This is a genomic window from Nocardia sp. No.11, assembly GCF_038752175.1.
In the GTDB taxonomy this organism is placed as follows: domain Bacteria; phylum Actinomycetota; class Actinomycetes; order Mycobacteriales; family Mycobacteriaceae; genus Nocardia; species Nocardia canadensis.
In genome coordinates this window covers 1-16,199 of sequence record NZ_JBCGFB010000080.1, presented here as the reverse complement: position 1 = coordinate 16,199, position 16,199 = coordinate 1, and the positions used below count along the sequence as shown (strand labels likewise).

Genomic DNA, 16,199 nt, shown 5'->3' with positions numbered 1-16,199 from the left:
CTCAGAGCACCACCACGTGGTCCTCGGCGACCCGCCCGCCCAGGCGCACCCAGCCGTCGGAATCCCATTCGGTGTAGAGCTGAGACCCCTGTCCCTGGGTCACCACCAGGCCGCGGCGCAACTGCGCGGTGAGCGCGACCGCGGCCGCACCGGTCGCCTCGTCCTCGGCGATCCCCATGGCGGGGGCGAACATTCGCGAGCGCAGGGCGCCGCGCGGTTCGTCGGTCCAGGCCCAGAAGTAGTGCTGGCCGGTGGTGATGTCCTCGGGCCGCAGCAGCGCGAGCTCCTCCGCCGAGGCCAGCTCGTGGAAGGTGAAGTCCGGCGCCCACTCGGCGCGGGCGGTGATCCAGGTCAGGCCGTCGGTCTGGGTGACGGCGACCGGACCGGCGGGCACCTGCAGGGTGTGGACCGGCGTCCGCTGCACGGCCAGCCACCACGCGGTGCCCACGCTCGGATGTCCGGCGAACGGCAGTTCCACGGTGGGCGTGTAGATCCGGACGTCGGCGACCCCGTCCACGGGATCCTGTACGACGGTGGTCTCGCTGAAGCCCAGCCGGGCGGCCAGCTCCTGCTTGTCGAGCGCGACGACATCGCCGGCCCGGGCGATGCCGAGCGCGTTGCCGAGCTGCCCGGCGGGATCGGTGAACACTCGGACGACCTCGACCTGGATGTCCGGGGCATCGGGCACATCATGTGCGTTCATGATCGCGAGCCTACCGGCCGGTACGCGGGCGTGACGGGATCGCGCGGGCCCGGTCGTGTCCTCGGGAAACGATCGCGGCCCCCGCCCGGAATCCGGTCGGGGGCCGCGGTGGGGTCACCTCAGACGGTGGCCGAGGCCAGGGCCTCGGTGGACTGCACCGCCTGGCCGACACCGGCGACGATGGCCGCCGCGCGCAGCGACTCGAAGATCACCTCGCGCGACGCACCGGCCTCGCGCAGCGTCTTCTCGTGCGCTTCCAGGCAGTGCGCGCAGCCGCTGATCGAGGAGACCGCGAACGACCACAGCTCGAAATCGGCCTTGTCGACGCCCGGGTTGCCGATGATGTTCATCCGCAGACCGGCGCGCAGGTCGTCGTAGCGACCCTCCAGGAACGCCTTGCCGCGGTAGAACACGTTGTTCATGCCCATGATCGACGCGGCACCCAGCGCGGCCTCGTAGGCCTCCGCGGAGAGCACGTCGGCGGCTTCCTCGGCGATCTCGCGCAGCGTGGTCGCCGAGCGGGTCGCGGCGGCCGAGGCGAGCAGGGTGCCCCACAGCTGCTGCTCGCTGAGCACCGTGGTGCGCGCGATAGAGGACAGATTGAGCTTGAGGTCCTTGGCGTACTCGGGGAGGGAGTTCTTCAGGTTCTCGATGCTCATGACAGTGGGGCTCCTCTGGGGTATTCGGTGGGAAAGGTGGATCAGACGCTGGCCGAGAGCAGTTCGCCCGCGTTGATGGTCGGATCGCCCTTCTTCCAGTTGCAGGCGCACAGCTCGTCGGACTGCAGGGCGTCGAGCACGCGCAGCACCTCGTCGACGTTGCGGCCGACCGAACCGGCGGTCACCGAGACGAACTGCACCTCGTTGTTCGGGTCGACGATGAAGGTGGCGCGGTCGGCGACACCGTCGGCGTTGAGAACGCCGGTGGCGGTGGCCAGTTCACGCTTGAGGTCCGACAGGATCGGGAAGGGGAGGGTCTTGAGATCCTCGTGCTGGGCGCGCCACTGGAAGTGCACGAACTCGTTGTCCACCGAGGCGCCGAGGACCTGCGCGTCACGGTCGGCGAACTCCTCGTTCAGCTTGCCGAACGCGGCGATCTCGGTGGGGCACACGAAGGTGAAGTCCTTGGGCCAGAAGAACACGATGCGCCACTTGCCCGCGTGGTCGTCGCTGGTGATCTGGGTGAAGTAGTCGTCCGGCTGCTGCGCGTCGACCTTCGACAGGTCACCTCCGATGACGGCCTTGAGGTTGTATGCCGGGAACTGGTCGCCGATGGTCAGCAGAGCCATGCTCATCTCCTCATTCGTGGTGTGGTCGCGCTCGTCGTGTGAGCCCGTAGGGATCTTGCCGAAAGCGTACTGAAAGGTAAAGCCGATTGCTCGTCGTACACTGATAGGCGTGACTGATCAGACTTATCAGCCAACCCTGTCGCAGCTGCGTGCGTTCGTCGCCGTCGCCGAATACCGGCATTTCGGTACCGCCGCAGCACGTTTGACTGTGAGCCAACCCACGTTATCGCAGGCGTTGGCATCATTGGAAAACGGACTCGGGCTGCAGCTGATCGAGCGCAGTACCCGCCGCGTACTGGTCACCGCGGCCGGGATGCGGCTGCTGCCGCAGGCGATGGCGACCCTCGAGGCCGCCGATCGCTTCGTCGCCTCGGCGACCGGTGACGGGCTCGGCGGCGTTCTTCGCCTGGGCATCATCCCGACCGTGGCGCCCTACGTGCTGCCGGGGCTACTGCCCGAGCTGCGCCGCAAACTGCCCACGCTGGTGCCGCAGGTGGTGGAGGACCAGACCGCCCGGCTGCTCGACGGACTGCGCACCGGCGTCCTCGACGTCGCGTTGCTCGCGCTGCCCACCGAGGCGCCCGGTCTGGTCGAGATCCCGCTGTACTCCGAGGAATTCGTGCTCGTCACCCCGCGCGGGCACGAACTGGCCGGGCGCACCGATCTGGCCGCGCCGGTGCTGGCCGACATGCCCCTGCTGCTGCTGGACGAGGGGCACTGCCTGCGCGACCAGACCCTCGAACTGTGCCGCACCGCCGAGGTGCACCCCGGTGCGGTCGGCGACACCCGCGCCGCCTCGCTCACGACCGTGGTGCAGTGCGTCGCGGGCGGTCTCGGGGTGACCCTCATCCCGCAGATGGCGGTGGCCGCCGAGACCGCTCGCGCCACGCTCGACACCGCGCGCTTCGCCGATCCCGCGCCGGGCCGCACGATCGGGCTGGCATATCGGGGGTCATCCGCGCGAGCCGAGGATTACGAATACCTCGCAGCGGTGATCAGATCGAAGCGGCCCTTTTAGATCTCATCTGTTCGTACGACGATATTCCGGGCCGTCGGTGCTGTCCTTTATAGGGTGACGATTCCGTCATGGAGTCGGCACGACAAATGTGGGAGACAGTCTAAGGAATGGCCATGTACAAGATTCGTTCAACCATCGCGGTGCTCGCCTGTGCACCGATGATCGCCCTAGGTGCCGGTGTAGCCGGCGCAGCGCCCGCGGCGGACCCCGTCCCCGTCGCACCGGTGCCGGTCCAGGTCGAGCCTGTTGTGTTGTCACCGTTCATCACGATCCCCGGTGCCTTCCTCGCATGCGGCATCGTCTTGATCACGGTCCCCATCTTGTTCCCGGTCTGCGTGGTCTGACACGCAGATGCCGAAAACAGGAAGCACTCGAGGCACTCCCGCACATCAGCGCGGGAGTGTCCCTATGACACGGGGTCGGTGGTGGACTCTCGCCGCCGCACTGCTGCTGGTCTGGGGTACCGCCGGGACCGCGCAGGGAGCTGCCCCGGTGACCCTCGGTGGCGGCTCGGGCATCGTCCTCGACGACGGCTCCACCTGCACACTCACGACCATCGGCCGAGATGGTTCCGGTCGGCTGGTCGGCTTCACCGCCGCGCACTGCGCTGCGGCCGGTGCGGGCATGGGTGTGGCCGCGGAGGCCGATCCCGAGGCGGGCAACGTCGGCACGATCGCGCTGGTGGGCAGCGACCTGGACTACGCGGTCATCGCCTTCGACGAGGGCGCGGTGATCCCGGTGAACCACGTCGGCTCGACCACGATCACCGACGTCGGAGTGCCCGCGCAGTTCCCGGCCGTCGCGTGCAAGGAGGGACGAACCACCGGGCAGACCTGTGGCCTGGTCTACGGGGACGTCTTCGGTGGCGCCTCGTGGACGTTGACCCAGATCTGCGTGATCGTCGGCGATTCGGGCGCGCCCGTCGTCGTCGGTTCGACGCTCGTCGCGATCGTCAACGGATATATCGGGCTGCCGTGTATCGGTCCCCAGGTCGGCGCGAATTTCTCGCTGATTCTCGCCGACGTCGACGCGCAGGGTGGAATCGGCGCGGGATACCATCCGATTTGATGCGCGAATAGTTACTGCGCGGAAATGGCAGTGGTCAACAACAGCCGGACCAATTCGGCCTGACGGTGTGTTTTCGTCTTGGCGAAAATATGCTGCAGGTGGGTGCGGGCGGTGAATACCGAGACCGAGAGCTGGTCGGCGACGGCGGGCAAGCCGTCGCCGCGCAGCACTCCCATGGCCACCGACGTCTCGGCATCGGTCAGGCCGTACAGATCGTGCAGCGCCGTCGGCTCCGGTTCGGGGTCGTGGTCCGGATCGGCGACCAGGAGCAGCACCGCGCGGTCCCACAGTCCGTCGCCGGCGATACCGTCGAGCGGGGAGACCCGCAGGATCAGTGGCTTGCGGCCGGAGTTGCGCGCGACCGCGACGTTGCCGCTGCTGTAGTCCGGTCCCGCGGCCTGGTCGATGAGTGAGCGCAGCCGGAGCTGGGTGGTCGACGAACCGGCCCGCAGGCAGCCGAAGGTGTCCACCGACAACCCGTCCGACTGTCGGGTGATCCGCTCGGCCATCGAGTTGGCGAAGACCACCGCCGCGTCGGTGGTGACGATCATGATCCCGTAGTGCGCCTGCTCCAGGGTCGCGAGCGCCAAGGCCCGGTCCCGCGACAGCGCGACCAGCCGGGACTGCGTTCGCAGAGCCCCGCGCAGGTGTGGCACCAGCACCCGCAGCAGCGCCAGGCTCGCGGGGTGTCCGGTGATCGACTGGTGATCGGGCATCGTCAGGCAGATCCACGACGACGGGCGATCGTCGCTGAGCCGGGCCAGGAGGCTGTTGGACAGGCCGTTGGCGTTCACCTGATCGGCGAGGGCGCTGTCGTGCCCCGGCACGGCGAACAGATCGTCGCTGGTGGCGGTGCTGCCGACTGGAAGCTGTTGCACCCGCTCGGCGATGTGCTCGAGCCGGGTCGACAGATCAGGCGGGCAACCGGCCCCCGAGGTCTTGATCGCGAAGCGGCCGGCGGCCGGATCGGCGATGACGAGAAATCCGTGGACCGCGCCGAAGGTGTCGGTGATCTCCCCGATGACCGAGTCCCATCGGTCCGGGTCGTTGCCTGCGGCGTAGATCGCGGCGATCAAGTTCGAAAAACGTTGTAGCGCTATCGACATGATGGCCTTTCCTCGACCACGGGTCGTCGGCGCGCTGCCGTCGTGCGGCGAGCGCCGCCCGGGAGGTCCCAACCTTCGAATCGTAGTCGATCTTTGCGCGGGGCGAAATGCCCTCCGCTGCCGTCCGGGTGCGCCCGCAGGCCCCTCACCTGCTATCTTGAACGTCGTTCAATTCCGTGGTGAAGGATGTCAGCCGTGCCCGATGTCGAGAAATCCCCTAAGCCCGCGGTCGGTTTCGCCGCGCGGGACCTGGCGCAGATCGCGGTGTTCGCGGCGCTGATCGCCGCCCTGGGGCTGCCGGGCGCGATCACCGTCGGGTTCAGCGGTGTCCCGATCACTCTGCAGACCCTCGGGGTGATCCTGACCGGCGCGATCCTCGGCGCGCGCAAGGGCACCGCCGCGGTCGCGGTCTTCATCGCGTTGACCCTGATCGGCCTGCCGCTGCTCTCCGGCGGCCGCACCGGTCTGACCGCGCTGGCCTCGCCGACCGCGGGCTATCTGATCGGCTGGATTCCCGCCACGCTGGTGATCGGCGCGCTGACCGCGCTGATCCTGCCGAAATATCCGATCGTGCCCGGCCTGCTGATCAACGCGCTCGGCGGCATCGTGGTCATCTACCTGTTCGGCACCGCGGGTCTGCTGATCCGCACCGATCTCGGGGTGTGGGCCGCGGTGTCGACCAACTTCGCGTTCGTGCCCGGTGACCTGGCCAAGGTCGTCATCGCCACGGTCGTGGCCAAGGGCGTGCACCGGGCCTACCCGGGACTGATCCGTGGCTGAGCGCGTGGCCGGGCGGCGCGCGTGAGCGAGATCGTCCTCGACGCGGTGGGGCACCGGTTCGGTGAGCGGACCGTGCTGCGCGAGATCGACCTGCGGATCACCGAACGGCGGGTCGGTCTCATCGGCGCCAACGGCTCGGGGAAGTCGACGCTCGCCCGGATGCTCAACGGCCTGCTGACGCCGACGTCGGGCACCGTCACCGTCGACGGGATCGACGCCGCCCGCAAGGGTGCGCAGGTGCGGCGCAAAGTCGGCTTCGTGTTCACCGATCCCGACACCCAGATCGTCATGCCGACCGTCGCCGAGGATCTGGCGTTCTCGCTGCGGCGCAGTGGTCTGGGCAAGCCCGAGATCGCGGCCAGGGTGGCGCGGATGCTCGACCGGTTCGGCCTGTCCGCGCACGCCGACCATCCGGCGCATCTGCTCTCGGGCGGGCAGAAGCAGTTGCTCGCGATCGGCTCCGCGTTGATCCGCGAACCCGAGGTAATCATCGCCGACGAGCCGACCACCCTGCTGGATCTGCGCAACGCCCGCCGGGTGTCGGCGGCGCTGGCCGCCCTCGACCAGCAGGTGATCGTGGTGACCCACCAGCTCGCCCTGCTCGACGGCTTCGATCGAGTCGTGGTGCTGGACAACGGGTCCGTCGCCTACGACGGCCCGCCTGCGGAGGCGGTCGACGCCTACCGGCGGCTCGTCGCATGATCGGCCTCTACAGCCCGGGCGATTCCCCGCTGCACCGGCTGCCCGCGGGGGTGAAGCTGGCGTTGCTGGTCGCCGCGATCGTCGCGATGACGGTGTTCGTGCGCGGTCCGCTCGGTGTCGGCGGTCTCGTGCTCGTGATCGTCTGCCTGTTCGCGCTCGCGCGGATCTCCTGGCGGGTGGCGCTGGCCCAGCTGCGCCCGGTGCTGTGGATGACCCTGATCATCGGCGCGTTCCAGCTGCTGACCACCTCGCCCACCCGGGCGGTCGTCGTCTGCGGGGTGCTCCTCGCTTCGGTCGCCCTCGCGGCGCTGGTCACCGTGACGACCCGGGTGACCGACATGCTGGACGCCCTCACCCGCGCCCTCGGCCCGCTGCGCCGGGTCGGGGTCGATCCCGAGCGGGTGGGGCTGCTGCTGGCGCTGGCCATCCGCTGTGTCCCCCTCCTGGCGCAGATCGTGCACGACGTCGCCGAGGCGCGCCGGGCCCGCGGGGTGTCCTGGTCGGCGACCGCCCTGGTCACGCCCGTGCTCGTGCGGGCATTGCGGACCGCTGACGCGATGGGGGAGGCGCTGGCGGCCCGCGGCGTCGACGACGACTGAGCGGTCACTCTTGCCATTAGTAGACGACCGGTCGTATAGTTACTCGCATGGCACGATCCCGGCGTAGTGACGACACGCGAGCACTCCTGATCGAGGAGGGCGCGGTCGGTCTGCTGTTCAACGGCTACCACGGCACCGGCATCAAGCAGGTGCTCGACAAGGTCGGGGTACCGAAGGGGTCGTTCTACAACTACTTCGACAGCAAGGAGAGCTTCGCGCACGCGGTGATCGAGCATCACTCGTTCTGTGTGCAGCGCAACCTGGCCGAGGCGTTCACCGGTGCGCCCGACGCGCTCACCGGTCTGCGTCGCTTCTTCGCCACGCTCACCGCGGATTTCGTGGCCCGCGACTTCACCGGCGGCTGCCTGATCGCCAACCTCGGCGGCGAGCTCGAGGGCAGCGAGACGCTGCGCACCGCCCTGTCGGCGGCCTGGGCTGCCTGGCGTGATGGTGTGGCGGGCGCGCTGCGCACCGCGCAGGCGGAGGGGACGGTGCGCGCCGACCTCGACGCCGTCGACCTCGCCGATCTGCTCCTCGAATCCTGGGAGGGCGCGGTCATCCGGATGAAGATCGATCGCACCGTCGAGCCGCTGGACAAGTGTCTGCGCCGCCTGCTCGACGACTACTTCCGGCCGTAACCACGCCACTATCCGACCGAATGGTCTGAATTTCCGGTCGCCGATACCGAGACGACCGGTCGTCTCTTATCTGAGAGGAACAGCTGATGCCGACTCCGAAAACGGTCGTCGTGACCGGGGCATCCAGTGGAATCGGGCGCGATGTCGCTCGCGCCTTCGTCGCCCGTGGTGACGCGGTGGTGCTGGGCGGGCGCGACCCCGACAAGCTCGCCGAGGTCGCCGCGGAACTGGCCGCGCCCGATCGGGTGGCTACCGTGGCAGGCGACATCGGTTCGCCCGCGACGGGTTCGGCGTACGTGCGGGCCGCCCTGGACCGATTCGGCCGGGTCGACGCGCTGATCAACAGCGCGGGCGTCTTCGGGGCGACCCCGTTCGTGGACGTCACCGAGGCCGAGCTCGACCGCTACCTCGGCGGCAACCTCAAGGGCACCTACTTCACCACCCAGGCCGTGGTGCGGCAGCTGCTCGCCCAGGGCGACGGCGGCAGCATCGTCAATATCGGCACCGTGCTCATCGATCACGCGATGACCGGGCTGCCCGCCTCGGCCGCGCTGATCAGCAAGGGCGGTGTCCACGCCCTGACCACCAGCCTGGCCGCCGAGCTGGCGCCGGCGCGGATCCGGGTGAACGCGGTCGCGCCCGGCATCATCCGCACCCCGCTGTTCGGTGACGGCGACGAGCGCGCCGCCGCGAGCGCGGCCCTGCTCGGCCGGATCGGTGAAGTCGCCGACACCACCGCGGCCGTGCTGTACCTGACCGATGCCGAGTTCGTCACCGGCCACATCCTCCCCGTCGACGGCGGGTTCATTTCGGGTAGAGCGGCGTAGAAAGGAAACCAACCATGCCGTACGTGAATATCAAGGTCACCGATGAAGGGGTCACCCCGGAGCAGAAGGGGCAGTTGATCAAGGGCGTCACCGATCTGCTGTTCGAGGTGCTCGGCAAGTCGCCCGACAGCACCTATGTGGTGATCGACGAAGTGGCGCTCACGGATTGGGGTGTCGGCGGGGTCAACGTCGCGGAGTATCGCGCGCGACGCGCGGCCCGCGACTGAGTGCGCGGCGGTGCGCCGGGCGTGGGTTCTCCCGCGCCCGGCGCACCGCTGTGTCAGGCCGGGCCGTCGAACGGCACCGAGGCGTCGANGGCCCCCCCCCCCCCCCCCCCCACCGCTGTGTCAGGCCGGGCCGTCGAACGGCACCGAGGCGTCGAGGGCGAACCAGCCCATCGGGATTCGCTTCGAGCCGCTCACGAAGTAGCTCGGCCCCAGCCACAGATCCGGTTCGACCTCGCGCAGTTCGTCGTAGATCCGCCGGGCGGGCCTGCGCGAACCGACCCGCGGATCGTCGTAGTCGAACAGCACCGCCGGACGCCCGTCGAGCACGGAAGCACCCACGGTCGCCACGAAATTCAGGGCCCGCATCCCGCCCAGCAGGCGGAAGACATTGTGTCCCACCGCCATCTCGCCGTCCACGTGACGAAACGACTTCGCCACCCAGAAATACGACGGCCGCGCCATCACCGGCCCGAGCACGCGTTCGGCGGACCCGGGGAACGATCGCATGGTCACATCACCGTCCAGCCGGGCGAAATCGCTCGCCGTCACCTCGGGCGCCGAGTCGAACATCGCGCGGAACTCGGTGAGGCCGGCCCGCGACAGCGCGTCCAGGCGGGGGCGGTGGTCCGACGGCACACGGACCGGCATCAGACCGGCGGCGGACAACGGTGTCGGTGTCATGAGCGGACTCGATTCTGTCGGAGCATGCCTTCGCATAGTGCCAACATTCGGTGCCCCACGGCACCGGAATCGAGAGCCCGGCGATGATCGGCCGCCGCCACGACGAAGGCGGTGCCCCGGCAATCCGGGGCACCGCCTTCAGTCGTCTGTCGCGAGCGAGCTCAGGCGCGCAGGGCGTAGGGCTCGATCGCGCCGCGCTCGAGGGCGCGCGCGTCGATGGTCTCGGCGCGGTAGGGGAGCAGGGCCAGGCGGTCGGTCATGCCGCGGACCGGGTCCTCGATCTTCTCGTTCAGGCCGAACAGGAAGGTCCACTCGTGCTCGTCGCTGCCGTAGGGGACCACGGTGGCGAACTGCTCGTGGAACCGACCCCACGAACGCTTGAGGGTCTCGTTGCGCCACATGGTCGCGCAGCCGGCCTGGGCCGACAGCACGCCGCCGGGCGCCAGCAGTGCCTTACATCGGGACAGGAACTCCGACTCGTAGAGGCGATTGTGCTGGGCGTCCTCGACGCGCTCGTCGGGCAGATCGATGACGATCACGTCGTAACGGGTGCCCGCCTCCTGCGCGTTGGCCAGGAAGTCCCAGCCGTCGGCGTAGTGCACGTGCACCGGACCCTCACCGGCGACCGCGGCCGCCAGTTCCTCGGGGGTGTAGCCGTAGGGCAGGTGCCGGGCGCACAGCTCGACCTCGCGCTGGTCGATATCGACGTGATCGACCAGGGTCGCCCCCGCCGCCACCGACATCTGCGAGGCCACGCCCTCACCGGAACCGATGATCAGCACCCGGTCCAGCTTCTCGGCCAGCACGAACGCCGGGACCATCATGGCCTCGTGGTAGGTGACCTGGGAGAACTCGGTGGACTGGCGGTCGTCGTCGGAGAACAGGGAGATGCCCTGATCGGTGCGCGCGATCACCATGTGCTGGAACGGGGTGTTCGTGTCCACGATCACCTCGTGCAGATCCCAGATCCGGGTCAGGCCGTCGCCCACCGGTTCGTAGATCTTCTCGGCCCCGTGGCCGCGCTGGACGACCTTCATCCGAACATCCTTGGGAGACAACTTGTCTCGCAGGAGTTCTACCGCCTTCGTCGCGCCCGCGCCGATGCTGCCGCAGGTGAAGACGTCGACGAAGATGTCGCCGGACTCCGGATAGGTGTGAATCGAGGCGTGGGACTCCGACAACAGGGCGAGGACGGTCACCCCCTGCGGATCGAACTTTTTGTGAACGACATCGCAGATGGTGACGCCCGCCGCGATCAGAGACTCACGCAACGCCGATTCGAGTCGTTCGAGATCGTCACACAGGTCTGTGTCGACACCACCGAACTCGGCCAGCACGTGCCAGCCGGTGAATTCCGCCGTCATGGGCAAACTCACTCTCGCTCAGCGCCCGAGACATGAACGGTCAAGGGCGGAAAACCATTGAAGGACACCGACGAATAACTCGCGGTATAGGCGCCGGTGTCGAGGATCTGGATCTGATCACCGGCTCGCAACGTGGTCGGCAGAAGGACCTTCGTGCGTTGATACAGTACATCGTCGCCGTCGCAGGTCGGACCCGCGACCACCGCCTCGTCGACCGGATCGCCGTCGCGATCGGTGACGAACCGGTAGGCGATGTACTCGTTCTCCGTCTCGGCCATACCGTTGTATCGGCCGATGTCGAGATACACCCAGCGCCGGCCATCCGGCGCGAATCGCACGCCGACGACCTCGGCGTGAATGGTGCCCGCGTTGCCCACCAGCGCGCGGCCGGGTTCGACGACCAGGCCGGTGGACTCGGGCAGGTACTGCGCGGCGGCCGCGGTCATGGCGGCCGCGATCGCGTCGAGCTCGGGGGCCGCGTCGGCGTAGGAGATCGGCAGACCGCCGCCCACGTTGACCGCGGCGACGTGAATGTCCTTGTCCGCCAACGCGGTCACGATCTCACCGGCCTGGCGGATACCGATCCGCCAGGCGGCCGGATCGAGTTGCTGGGAGCCGACGTGGAAGTACGGGCCACCCACCGCCAAGCCCAGATCGCGGGCGCGCACCAGCAGCCGCAGCGCCTCGCTGGGCGCGCAGCCGAACTTGGTGCCGAAGGGGGTGCGCGACTCCGGCGCCGAGGACAGGAACCGGCACTCGACCTCCGCGCCGGGCGCGTGCTCGGCGATGCGCAGCAGGTCGTCCTCGGTGTCGAAGGCGTAGCGGCGCACACCCAGGGCGAAGGCGCGCGCGATGTGGGCGCTCTTCTTGATGGGATTGCCGTAGCAGAGCTTGGCCGCGTCGATCCCCAGGCGCAGTGCCTGCTCGATCTCGCCGATGCTGGCGACATCGAACTCGGCGCCCTCGACGTCGAGCAGCGTCAGCAACTCGTCGACCGGTGCCGCTTTCACCGCGTACCTGATCCGGGTGCCCCGGCTGCGCCGCGCCGACACGGCGGCGGCGAGAGCTCGGTAATTGGCACGTACCCGTTCGGGGTAGATGACAAGGTACGGGGATTCGGGCATAGTTGAACTTTCGGTCGGCGGCCGGGAGAGAGTATCAGCGGCGCCTACCCAACAACGAATCCGTCAAACATTCGTCATTTTCGACGATAGGGAACGGGTATCAGTCAGCCCGCCGACACCGTGACCTCGTCGAACACCACCTCGCCCGCGGCGTCGGACTCCTCCAGATCGACGATGGCCGTCAGTGCCCAGCCGTGGTCGCCCGCGGGGTCGTCGAGGACCTGGCGCACATGCCAGAAGCCGGGCCGCTGCTCCACCTGGAACAGCTGCGGGCCGCGGGCGTCGGGGCCGGTGCCGATCGTGGCGTACTCGTCGAAGTAGGGGGCGAAATCCTCGGCCCAGTCCGGGCCCGGGCTCAGCTCGTCGAGGTCGTACCAGCGCTGTCGCGAGGCCAGCTCGACCCGGCGGAACATGGCGTTGCGCACCATCACCCGGAAGGCGCGCTCGTTGGCCGAGATCGGGCGCACCGACTCCGCGCCGAAGGCGAGTTGCTCGGCGTCGTTCTCCGCGCCCGGATTGGTGAGCTGCTCCCATTCGTCGAGCAGGCTCGAATCCACCTGGCGGATCAGCTCGCCCAGCCACTCGACGAGATCGTCGAGCTCCTCGGTGCGGGCCGCGTCGGGCACCGTGCGGCGCAACGCGCGGTAGGCATCGGCGAGGTAGCGCAGCACCACACCCTCGGAGCGGGCGAGCTCGTAGAACGAGATCAGCTCGGCGAAGGTCATCGCGCGCTCGATCATGTCGCGCACCACCGACTTCGGTGACGGCGCGAACTCCGAGACCCACGGATGCCCGGCCCGGTAGGTCTCGAAGGCGGGCTCGATCAGCTCGGCCAGCGGCTTGGGCCAGGTGACCTCTTCCAGGAGCTCCATGCGCTCCTCGTATTCGATGCCGTCGGCCTTCATCTCGGCCACGGCGGCCCCGCGCGCCTTGTGCTGCTGGGCCATCAGCAGCTGCCGGGGGTCCTCCAGGGTCGCCTCGATCAGCGAGACGACATCGAGGGTGTAGGTGGGGCTGTCGCGATCGAGCAGTTCGAAGGCCGCCAGCGCGAACGGCGAGAGCGGCTGATCGAGAGCGAAGTCACGCTGGAGGTCGACGGTGAGCCGGGCCATCCGACCCTGCGCGTCGGGCTCGGAGAGTTGTTGCACCACAACGGCATCGCGCAGCGCCCGGTAGAGCCGGATGGCACGCAGGATGTGTTTGCGCTGGGCCGGGCGCGGCTCGTGGTTGTCCTCGAGTAGGTGGCGCATGGCGTCGAAGCAGTTGCCTGGCCGGGCGATCACGTTGAGCAGCAGCGCGTTGGTCACCGCGAAACGCGACACCATCGGCTCGGGCTGCGCGGCAACGAGCCGGTCGAAGGTCTCCTCGCTCCAGGACACGAAACCCTCGGGCGGCTTGCGGCGCTGCACCTTTCGCTGCTTCTTCGGATCGTCGCCCGCCTTGGCGATCAGGCGCGCGTTCTCCACCTCGTGTTCGGGCGCCTGCACGACGACGGTGCCCATGGTGTCGAATCCGGCGCGGCCGGCGCGGCCGGCGATCTGATGGAACTCGCGGGCCTTGAGCCTGCGGGTCCGCACCCCGTCGAACTTGGTGAGCCCGGTCAGCAGCACCGTGCGGATCGGCACGTTGATGCCGACGCCGAGGGTGTCGGTGCCGCACACCACCTTCAGCAGGCCGTCTTGGGCGAGCTTCTCCACCAGCCTGCGGTACTTGGGCAACATGCCGGCGTGGTGGACGCCGATACCGTGGCGGATCAGCCGCGAGAGGGTCTTGCCGAAGCCGGCGGCGAAGCGGAATTCGCCGATGGCGGCGGCGATCGCGTCCTTCTCGGCGCGGGTGGCGAAGTTCACGCTGGTCAGCGCCTGGGCGCGTTCCAGCGCGGCGGCCTGGGTGAAGTGCACGACATACACCGGCGCCTGATGGGTGGTCACCAGCTCTTCGAGCGTCTCGGTGACGGGGGTGCGCACGTACGAGAACGTCAGGGGGACAGGGCGTTCGGTGCCCGCGACCACCGCGGTCGAGCGGCCGGTGCGGCGCTCGAGATCCTCGGCGAAGAAGTCGACCTCGCCCAGTGTCGCCGACATCAGCAGGAACTGCGCGCGCGGCAGCTCGATGATCGGCACCTGCCAGGCCCAGCCGCGATCGGGATCGGCGTAGAAGTGGAATTCGTCCATCACCACCTGGCCGACCTCGGCGGCCGCGCCCTCGCGCAGTGCCAGGTTCGCCAGGATCTCCGCCGTCGCGCAGATGATCGGGGCGTCGGCGTTGACCGCGGCGTCACCGGTGACCATGCCGACGTTCGCCGCGCCGAACACCTCGCACAGCGCGAAGAACTTCTCGCTGACCAGCGCCTTGATCGGCGCGGTGTAGTAGCTGCGCTGCCCGTTGGCCATCGCGAACAGGTGCGCGCCGACCGCGACCAGGGACTTGCCCGATCCGGTCGGCGTCGCCAGGATCACGTTGGATCCCGAGGCCAGCTCCATGAGCGCCTCGTCCTGCGCCGGATACAGGGGTGTGCCCTGCTCGGCGGCCCACGCCGCGAACGACTCGTAGAGCGCGTCGGCGTCGGTCCCGGGGATTTCGAGCAGGTCGGTCAGATCCACTCCGACCACCCTAGTGGGCGAGGCGGGCGTCGCCGTGCCCAGACCTGCGCACGGCCCGGCGGTTCAGTCCTCGCTGTCGCGGGAGGTGTCGCCGTAACCGCCCTGTTCGGCGAGGAAGCGCTCGAACTCGGCGCCGAGCTCCTCGCCGCTGGGCAGTTCACCGTCGCCCGCCAGCAGGCTGGACTGGCTCTCCTGGGCGGTGACGAAACTGTCGTACTGGCGTTCCAGCGCCGTCACGACCGTCTCGACCTCCTCGTTGCCGGCGATGTGCTCGGCGACCTGCTCGCGCACCCGCGCGGCGGCCTCCCCCAGCGCGGTGAGCGGCAGTTCGAGGCCCGCGCTGTCGGCGACGTTCTCCAGCAGGGTCTGGGCGGCCTCGGGATAGTCGGTCTGGGCCAGATAGTGCGGCACGTGCACGGAGAACCCGAGCGATTCGTGTCCGTGCTGGGCCATCCGGAATTCGAGCAGCGAGGACGCGCTGCCGGGCACCTGCAGCTCACCGGGCCAGCGCTGGTGATCGCCGATCAGCGAACGGTCCGAGGAGTGCGCGGTGACGCCGAGCGGACGGGTGTGCGGGATCGCCATCGGGATCGCCGACAGGCCGATCGTGCGGCGCACGCCGAGCTGTTCGGCCAGCAGCCGCACCGCGGTGGTGAACTTCTCCCAGCGCAGATCCGGTTCCAGGCCGGCCAGCAGCAGGAACGGGGTGCCGGCGGTGTCGCGCAGCGCCCACAGGTTCAGCTCGGGTTCGGCGTACTCGGCGAAATGATCGGTCTTGAACGTCATCAGCGGACGGCGCGAGCGGTAGTCGAGCAGCTCGTCGACGTCGAAGGAAGCGACGAGTTCGGATTCCAGGCTCTCGCGCAGGTGGGTGGTCGCCAGGCGCACGGCGTGACCGGCGTCGGTGAAACCTTCCAGGCCGTGCACCAGCACGGGACCGGCGCCGTCGTCCGACGACAGCTGCGGTGCCGGGAACTCCAGCTCGTACATGTGCGACTGATCATCCATCGCGTACTCCTTCCTGCGCGGTCCACCAACGCTCGCGGCGGGGGAGGCGTTTCTCCATTGTCCCCCACGCGAGCAGACGCATCGCACACGGCCGGAGGACGGCTCGTCCTGCTACACAACAGCCACCGCTGCCTCGACATTCCCGTGCGGCGTGGCGATGACGCCCCGACCGGCCCGGTGGGGCACAGTGGGAGGGGTGAACGTGGCGGAGACGACACCGGCCCATGGCGGCGATCGGGTCCGGCGCCCCGGGCAGCGGCGCCGGACCCTCGCCTGCTCGGTGGTGCTCGCCGGGCTGGCGGTGACCGGGTGTGGACAGAGCATCGACGGCACGCCGGTCGCCCAGAGCGCGATGGCGGTGCGGCACATCGACGGCGCGCTCGCCGATCTGCTGCCCACCGCCCAGCAGTTCCCGGCCCGCTACCCGGCCGTCGTCCTGCCCCCGCAGGCCGCGGCCGCGGCG

18 protein-coding genes and 1 pseudogene are annotated in these 16,199 nt (G+C 69.0%); 10 read left to right on the top strand and 9 right to left on the bottom strand.

Annotated features, from left to right (window positions below; genetic code table 11):
- Position 1: 1 nt before the first annotated feature.
- The 3 genes from V8688_RS21820 to V8688_RS21810 form a co-directional block, all read right to left on the bottom strand.
- Positions 2 to 703, bottom strand: coding sequence for a PhzF family phenazine biosynthesis protein (locus V8688_RS21820; RefSeq protein WP_218716492.1), 702 nt, complete (start codon positions 701 to 703; stop codon positions 2 to 4).
- A 119-nt stretch (positions 704 to 822) separates the two neighbouring features.
- The gene (locus V8688_RS21815) at positions 823 to 1,362 is read right to left on the bottom strand and encodes a carboxymuconolactone decarboxylase family protein (RefSeq protein WP_342801582.1); all 540 of its coding nucleotides are present in this window, start codon (positions 1,360 to 1,362) and stop codon (positions 823 to 825) included.
- 41 nt (positions 1,363 to 1,403) lie between these two features.
- The gene (locus V8688_RS21810; RefSeq protein ID WP_218716494.1) at positions 1,404 to 1,991 is read right to left on the bottom strand and encodes a peroxiredoxin; all 588 of its coding nucleotides are present in this window, start codon (positions 1,989 to 1,991) and stop codon (positions 1,404 to 1,406) included.
- A 109-nt stretch (positions 1,992 to 2,100) separates the two neighbouring features.
- On the opposite strand from V8688_RS21810, the gene V8688_RS21805 reads away from it, so the two are divergent.
- The 3 genes from V8688_RS21805 to V8688_RS21795 all read left to right on the top strand — a co-directional run bounded on the left by V8688_RS21805 (position 2,101) and on the right by V8688_RS21795 (position 4,077).
- Positions 2,101 to 3,009 (top strand): hydrogen peroxide-inducible genes activator, encoded by a 909-nt coding sequence (locus V8688_RS21805; RefSeq protein WP_218716495.1) that lies wholly within the window; start codon positions 2,101 to 2,103, stop codon positions 3,007 to 3,009.
- Between the two features lie 107 nt (positions 3,010 to 3,116).
- The gene (locus tag V8688_RS21800; protein ID WP_218716496.1) at positions 3,117 to 3,353 is read left to right on the top strand and encodes a hypothetical protein; all 237 of its coding nucleotides are present in this window, start codon (positions 3,117 to 3,119) and stop codon (positions 3,351 to 3,353) included.
- A 64-nt stretch (positions 3,354 to 3,417) separates the two neighbouring features.
- Entirely contained in the window at positions 3,418 to 4,077 is a 660-nt protein-coding gene (locus tag V8688_RS21795; protein ID WP_342801581.1) for a serine protease, read from the top strand.
- 11 nt (positions 4,078 to 4,088) lie between these two features.
- Here the strand turns inward: V8688_RS21795 and V8688_RS21790 are convergent, their stop codons facing one another.
- Positions 4,089 to 5,183 (bottom strand): LuxR family transcriptional regulator, encoded by a 1,095-nt coding sequence (locus V8688_RS21790; protein WP_342801580.1) that lies wholly within the window; start codon positions 5,181 to 5,183, stop codon positions 4,089 to 4,091.
- A 186-nt stretch (positions 5,184 to 5,369) separates the two neighbouring features.
- Here V8688_RS21790 and V8688_RS21785 point away from each other — a divergent pair, with 186 nt between their 5' ends.
- From V8688_RS21785 to V8688_RS21760, 6 genes are all read left to right on the top strand, one after another.
- A complete protein-coding gene (locus V8688_RS21785; protein WP_218716499.1) occupies positions 5,370 to 5,963 on the top strand; it encodes a biotin transporter BioY in 594 nt (197 codons plus the stop codon).
- A 21-nt stretch (positions 5,964 to 5,984) separates the two neighbouring features.
- Positions 5,985 to 6,665, top strand: a complete 681-nt coding sequence (locus V8688_RS21780) for an ABC transporter ATP-binding protein (protein WP_218716500.1) — start codon at positions 5,985 to 5,987, stop codon at positions 6,663 to 6,665.
- Complete coding sequence (locus tag V8688_RS21775; protein WP_218716501.1) at positions 6,662 to 7,264, top strand: energy-coupling factor transporter transmembrane protein EcfT; 603 nt, start codon at positions 6,662 to 6,664, stop codon at positions 7,262 to 7,264. Before V8688_RS21780 ends, V8688_RS21775 begins: the two co-directional genes overlap by 4 nt.
- Before the next feature lie 47 nt (positions 7,265 to 7,311).
- Entirely contained in the window at positions 7,312 to 7,902 is a 591-nt protein-coding gene (locus V8688_RS21770; protein WP_342801579.1) for a TetR family transcriptional regulator C-terminal domain-containing protein, read from the top strand.
- Positions 7,903 to 7,988: 86 nt separating this feature from the next.
- Positions 7,989 to 8,729, top strand: coding sequence for an SDR family NAD(P)-dependent oxidoreductase (locus tag V8688_RS21765; RefSeq protein ID WP_342801578.1), 741 nt, complete (start codon positions 7,989 to 7,991; stop codon positions 8,727 to 8,729).
- Between the two features lie 14 nt (positions 8,730 to 8,743).
- On the top strand, positions 8,744 to 8,956 hold the full coding sequence (locus tag V8688_RS21760) for a 4-oxalocrotonate tautomerase family protein (RefSeq protein WP_218716504.1): 213 nt from the start codon (positions 8,744 to 8,746) through the stop codon (positions 8,954 to 8,956).
- A 120-nt stretch (positions 8,957 to 9,076) separates the two neighbouring features.
- Here the strand turns inward: V8688_RS21760 and V8688_RS21755 are convergent, their stop codons facing one another.
- The 5 genes from V8688_RS21755 to V8688_RS21735 form a co-directional block, all read right to left on the bottom strand.
- Positions 9,077 to 9,637, bottom strand: coding sequence for a hypothetical protein (locus V8688_RS21755; RefSeq protein WP_342801577.1), 561 nt, complete (start codon positions 9,635 to 9,637; stop codon positions 9,077 to 9,079).
- 161 nt (positions 9,638 to 9,798) lie between these two features.
- Positions 9,799 to 11,001 carry an adenosylmethionine decarboxylase gene (speD, locus tag V8688_RS21750; RefSeq protein ID WP_218716506.1) on the bottom strand — a complete coding sequence of 401 codons (1,203 nt, stop codon included), beginning with the start codon at positions 10,999 to 11,001 and terminating at the stop codon, positions 9,799 to 9,801.
- 8 nt (positions 11,002 to 11,009) lie between these two features.
- Positions 11,010 to 12,125, bottom strand: a complete 1,116-nt coding sequence (locus tag V8688_RS21745; RefSeq protein ID WP_218716507.1) for a type III PLP-dependent enzyme — start codon at positions 12,123 to 12,125, stop codon at positions 11,010 to 11,012.
- A 104-nt stretch (positions 12,126 to 12,229) separates the two neighbouring features.
- Positions 12,230 to 14,728 (bottom strand): DUF3516 domain-containing protein, encoded by a 2,499-nt coding sequence (locus V8688_RS21740; RefSeq protein WP_342801576.1) that lies wholly within the window; start codon positions 14,726 to 14,728, stop codon positions 12,230 to 12,232.
- Positions 14,729 to 14,791: 63 nt separating this feature from the next.
- The gene (locus tag V8688_RS21735; protein ID WP_218716509.1) at positions 14,792 to 15,736 is read right to left on the bottom strand and encodes a PAC2 family protein; all 945 of its coding nucleotides are present in this window, start codon (positions 15,734 to 15,736) and stop codon (positions 14,792 to 14,794) included.
- A gap of 196 nt (positions 15,737 to 15,932) precedes the next feature.
- Between V8688_RS21735 and V8688_RS21730 the strand changes: the two are divergent.
- Positions 15,933 to 16,199, top strand: a pseudogene (locus tag V8688_RS21730) (sensor domain-containing protein); the annotation flags it as partial.

What these genes read in the sequence shown, in the direction of transcription:
- V8688_RS21745 (WP_218716507.1), bottom strand. Translation starts at nt 12,125, where the DNA reads ATGCCCGAATCCCCGTACCTTGTCATCTACCCCGAACGGGTACGTGCC.
- V8688_RS21765 (WP_342801578.1), top strand. Translation starts at nt 7,989, where the DNA reads ATGCCGACTCCGAAAACGGTCGTCGTGACCGGGGCATCCAGTGGAATC.
- V8688_RS21810 (WP_218716494.1), bottom strand. Translation starts at nt 1,991, where the DNA reads ATGGCTCTGCTGACCATCGGCGACCAGTTCCCGGCATACAACCTCAAG.
- V8688_RS21815 (WP_342801582.1), bottom strand. Translation starts at nt 1,362, where the DNA reads ATGAGCATCGAGAACCTGAAGAACTCCCTCCCCGAGTACGCCAAGGAC.
- V8688_RS21775 (WP_218716501.1), top strand. Translation starts at nt 6,662, where the DNA reads ATGATCGGCCTCTACAGCCCGGGCGATTCCCCGCTGCACCGGCTGCCC.
- V8688_RS21755 (WP_342801577.1), bottom strand. Translation starts at nt 9,637, where the DNA reads ATGACACCGACACCGTTGTCCGCCGCCGGTCTGATGCCGGTCCGTGTG.
- V8688_RS21820 (WP_218716492.1), bottom strand. Translation starts at nt 703, where the DNA reads ATGAACGCACATGATGTGCCCGATGCCCCGGACATCCAGGTCGAGGTC.
- speD (WP_218716506.1), bottom strand. Translation starts at nt 11,001, where the DNA reads ATGACGGCGGAATTCACCGGCTGGCACGTGCTGGCCGAGTTCGGTGGT.
- V8688_RS21785 (WP_218716499.1), top strand. Translation starts at nt 5,370, where the DNA reads ATGTCAGCCGTGCCCGATGTCGAGAAATCCCCTAAGCCCGCGGTCGGT.
- V8688_RS21795 (WP_342801581.1), top strand. Translation starts at nt 3,418, where the DNA reads ATGACACGGGGTCGGTGGTGGACTCTCGCCGCCGCACTGCTGCTGGTC.
- V8688_RS21800 (WP_218716496.1), top strand. Translation starts at nt 3,117, where the DNA reads ATGGCCATGTACAAGATTCGTTCAACCATCGCGGTGCTCGCCTGTGCA.
- V8688_RS21735 (WP_218716509.1), bottom strand. Translation starts at nt 15,736, where the DNA reads ATGGATGATCAGTCGCACATGTACGAGCTGGAGTTCCCGGCACCGCAG.
- V8688_RS21770 (WP_342801579.1), top strand. Translation starts at nt 7,312, where the DNA reads ATGGCACGATCCCGGCGTAGTGACGACACGCGAGCACTCCTGATCGAG.
- V8688_RS21760 (WP_218716504.1), top strand. Translation starts at nt 8,744, where the DNA reads ATGCCGTACGTGAATATCAAGGTCACCGATGAAGGGGTCACCCCGGAG.
- V8688_RS21790 (WP_342801580.1), bottom strand. Translation starts at nt 5,183, where the DNA reads ATGTCGATAGCGCTACAACGTTTTTCGAACTTGATCGCCGCGATCTAC.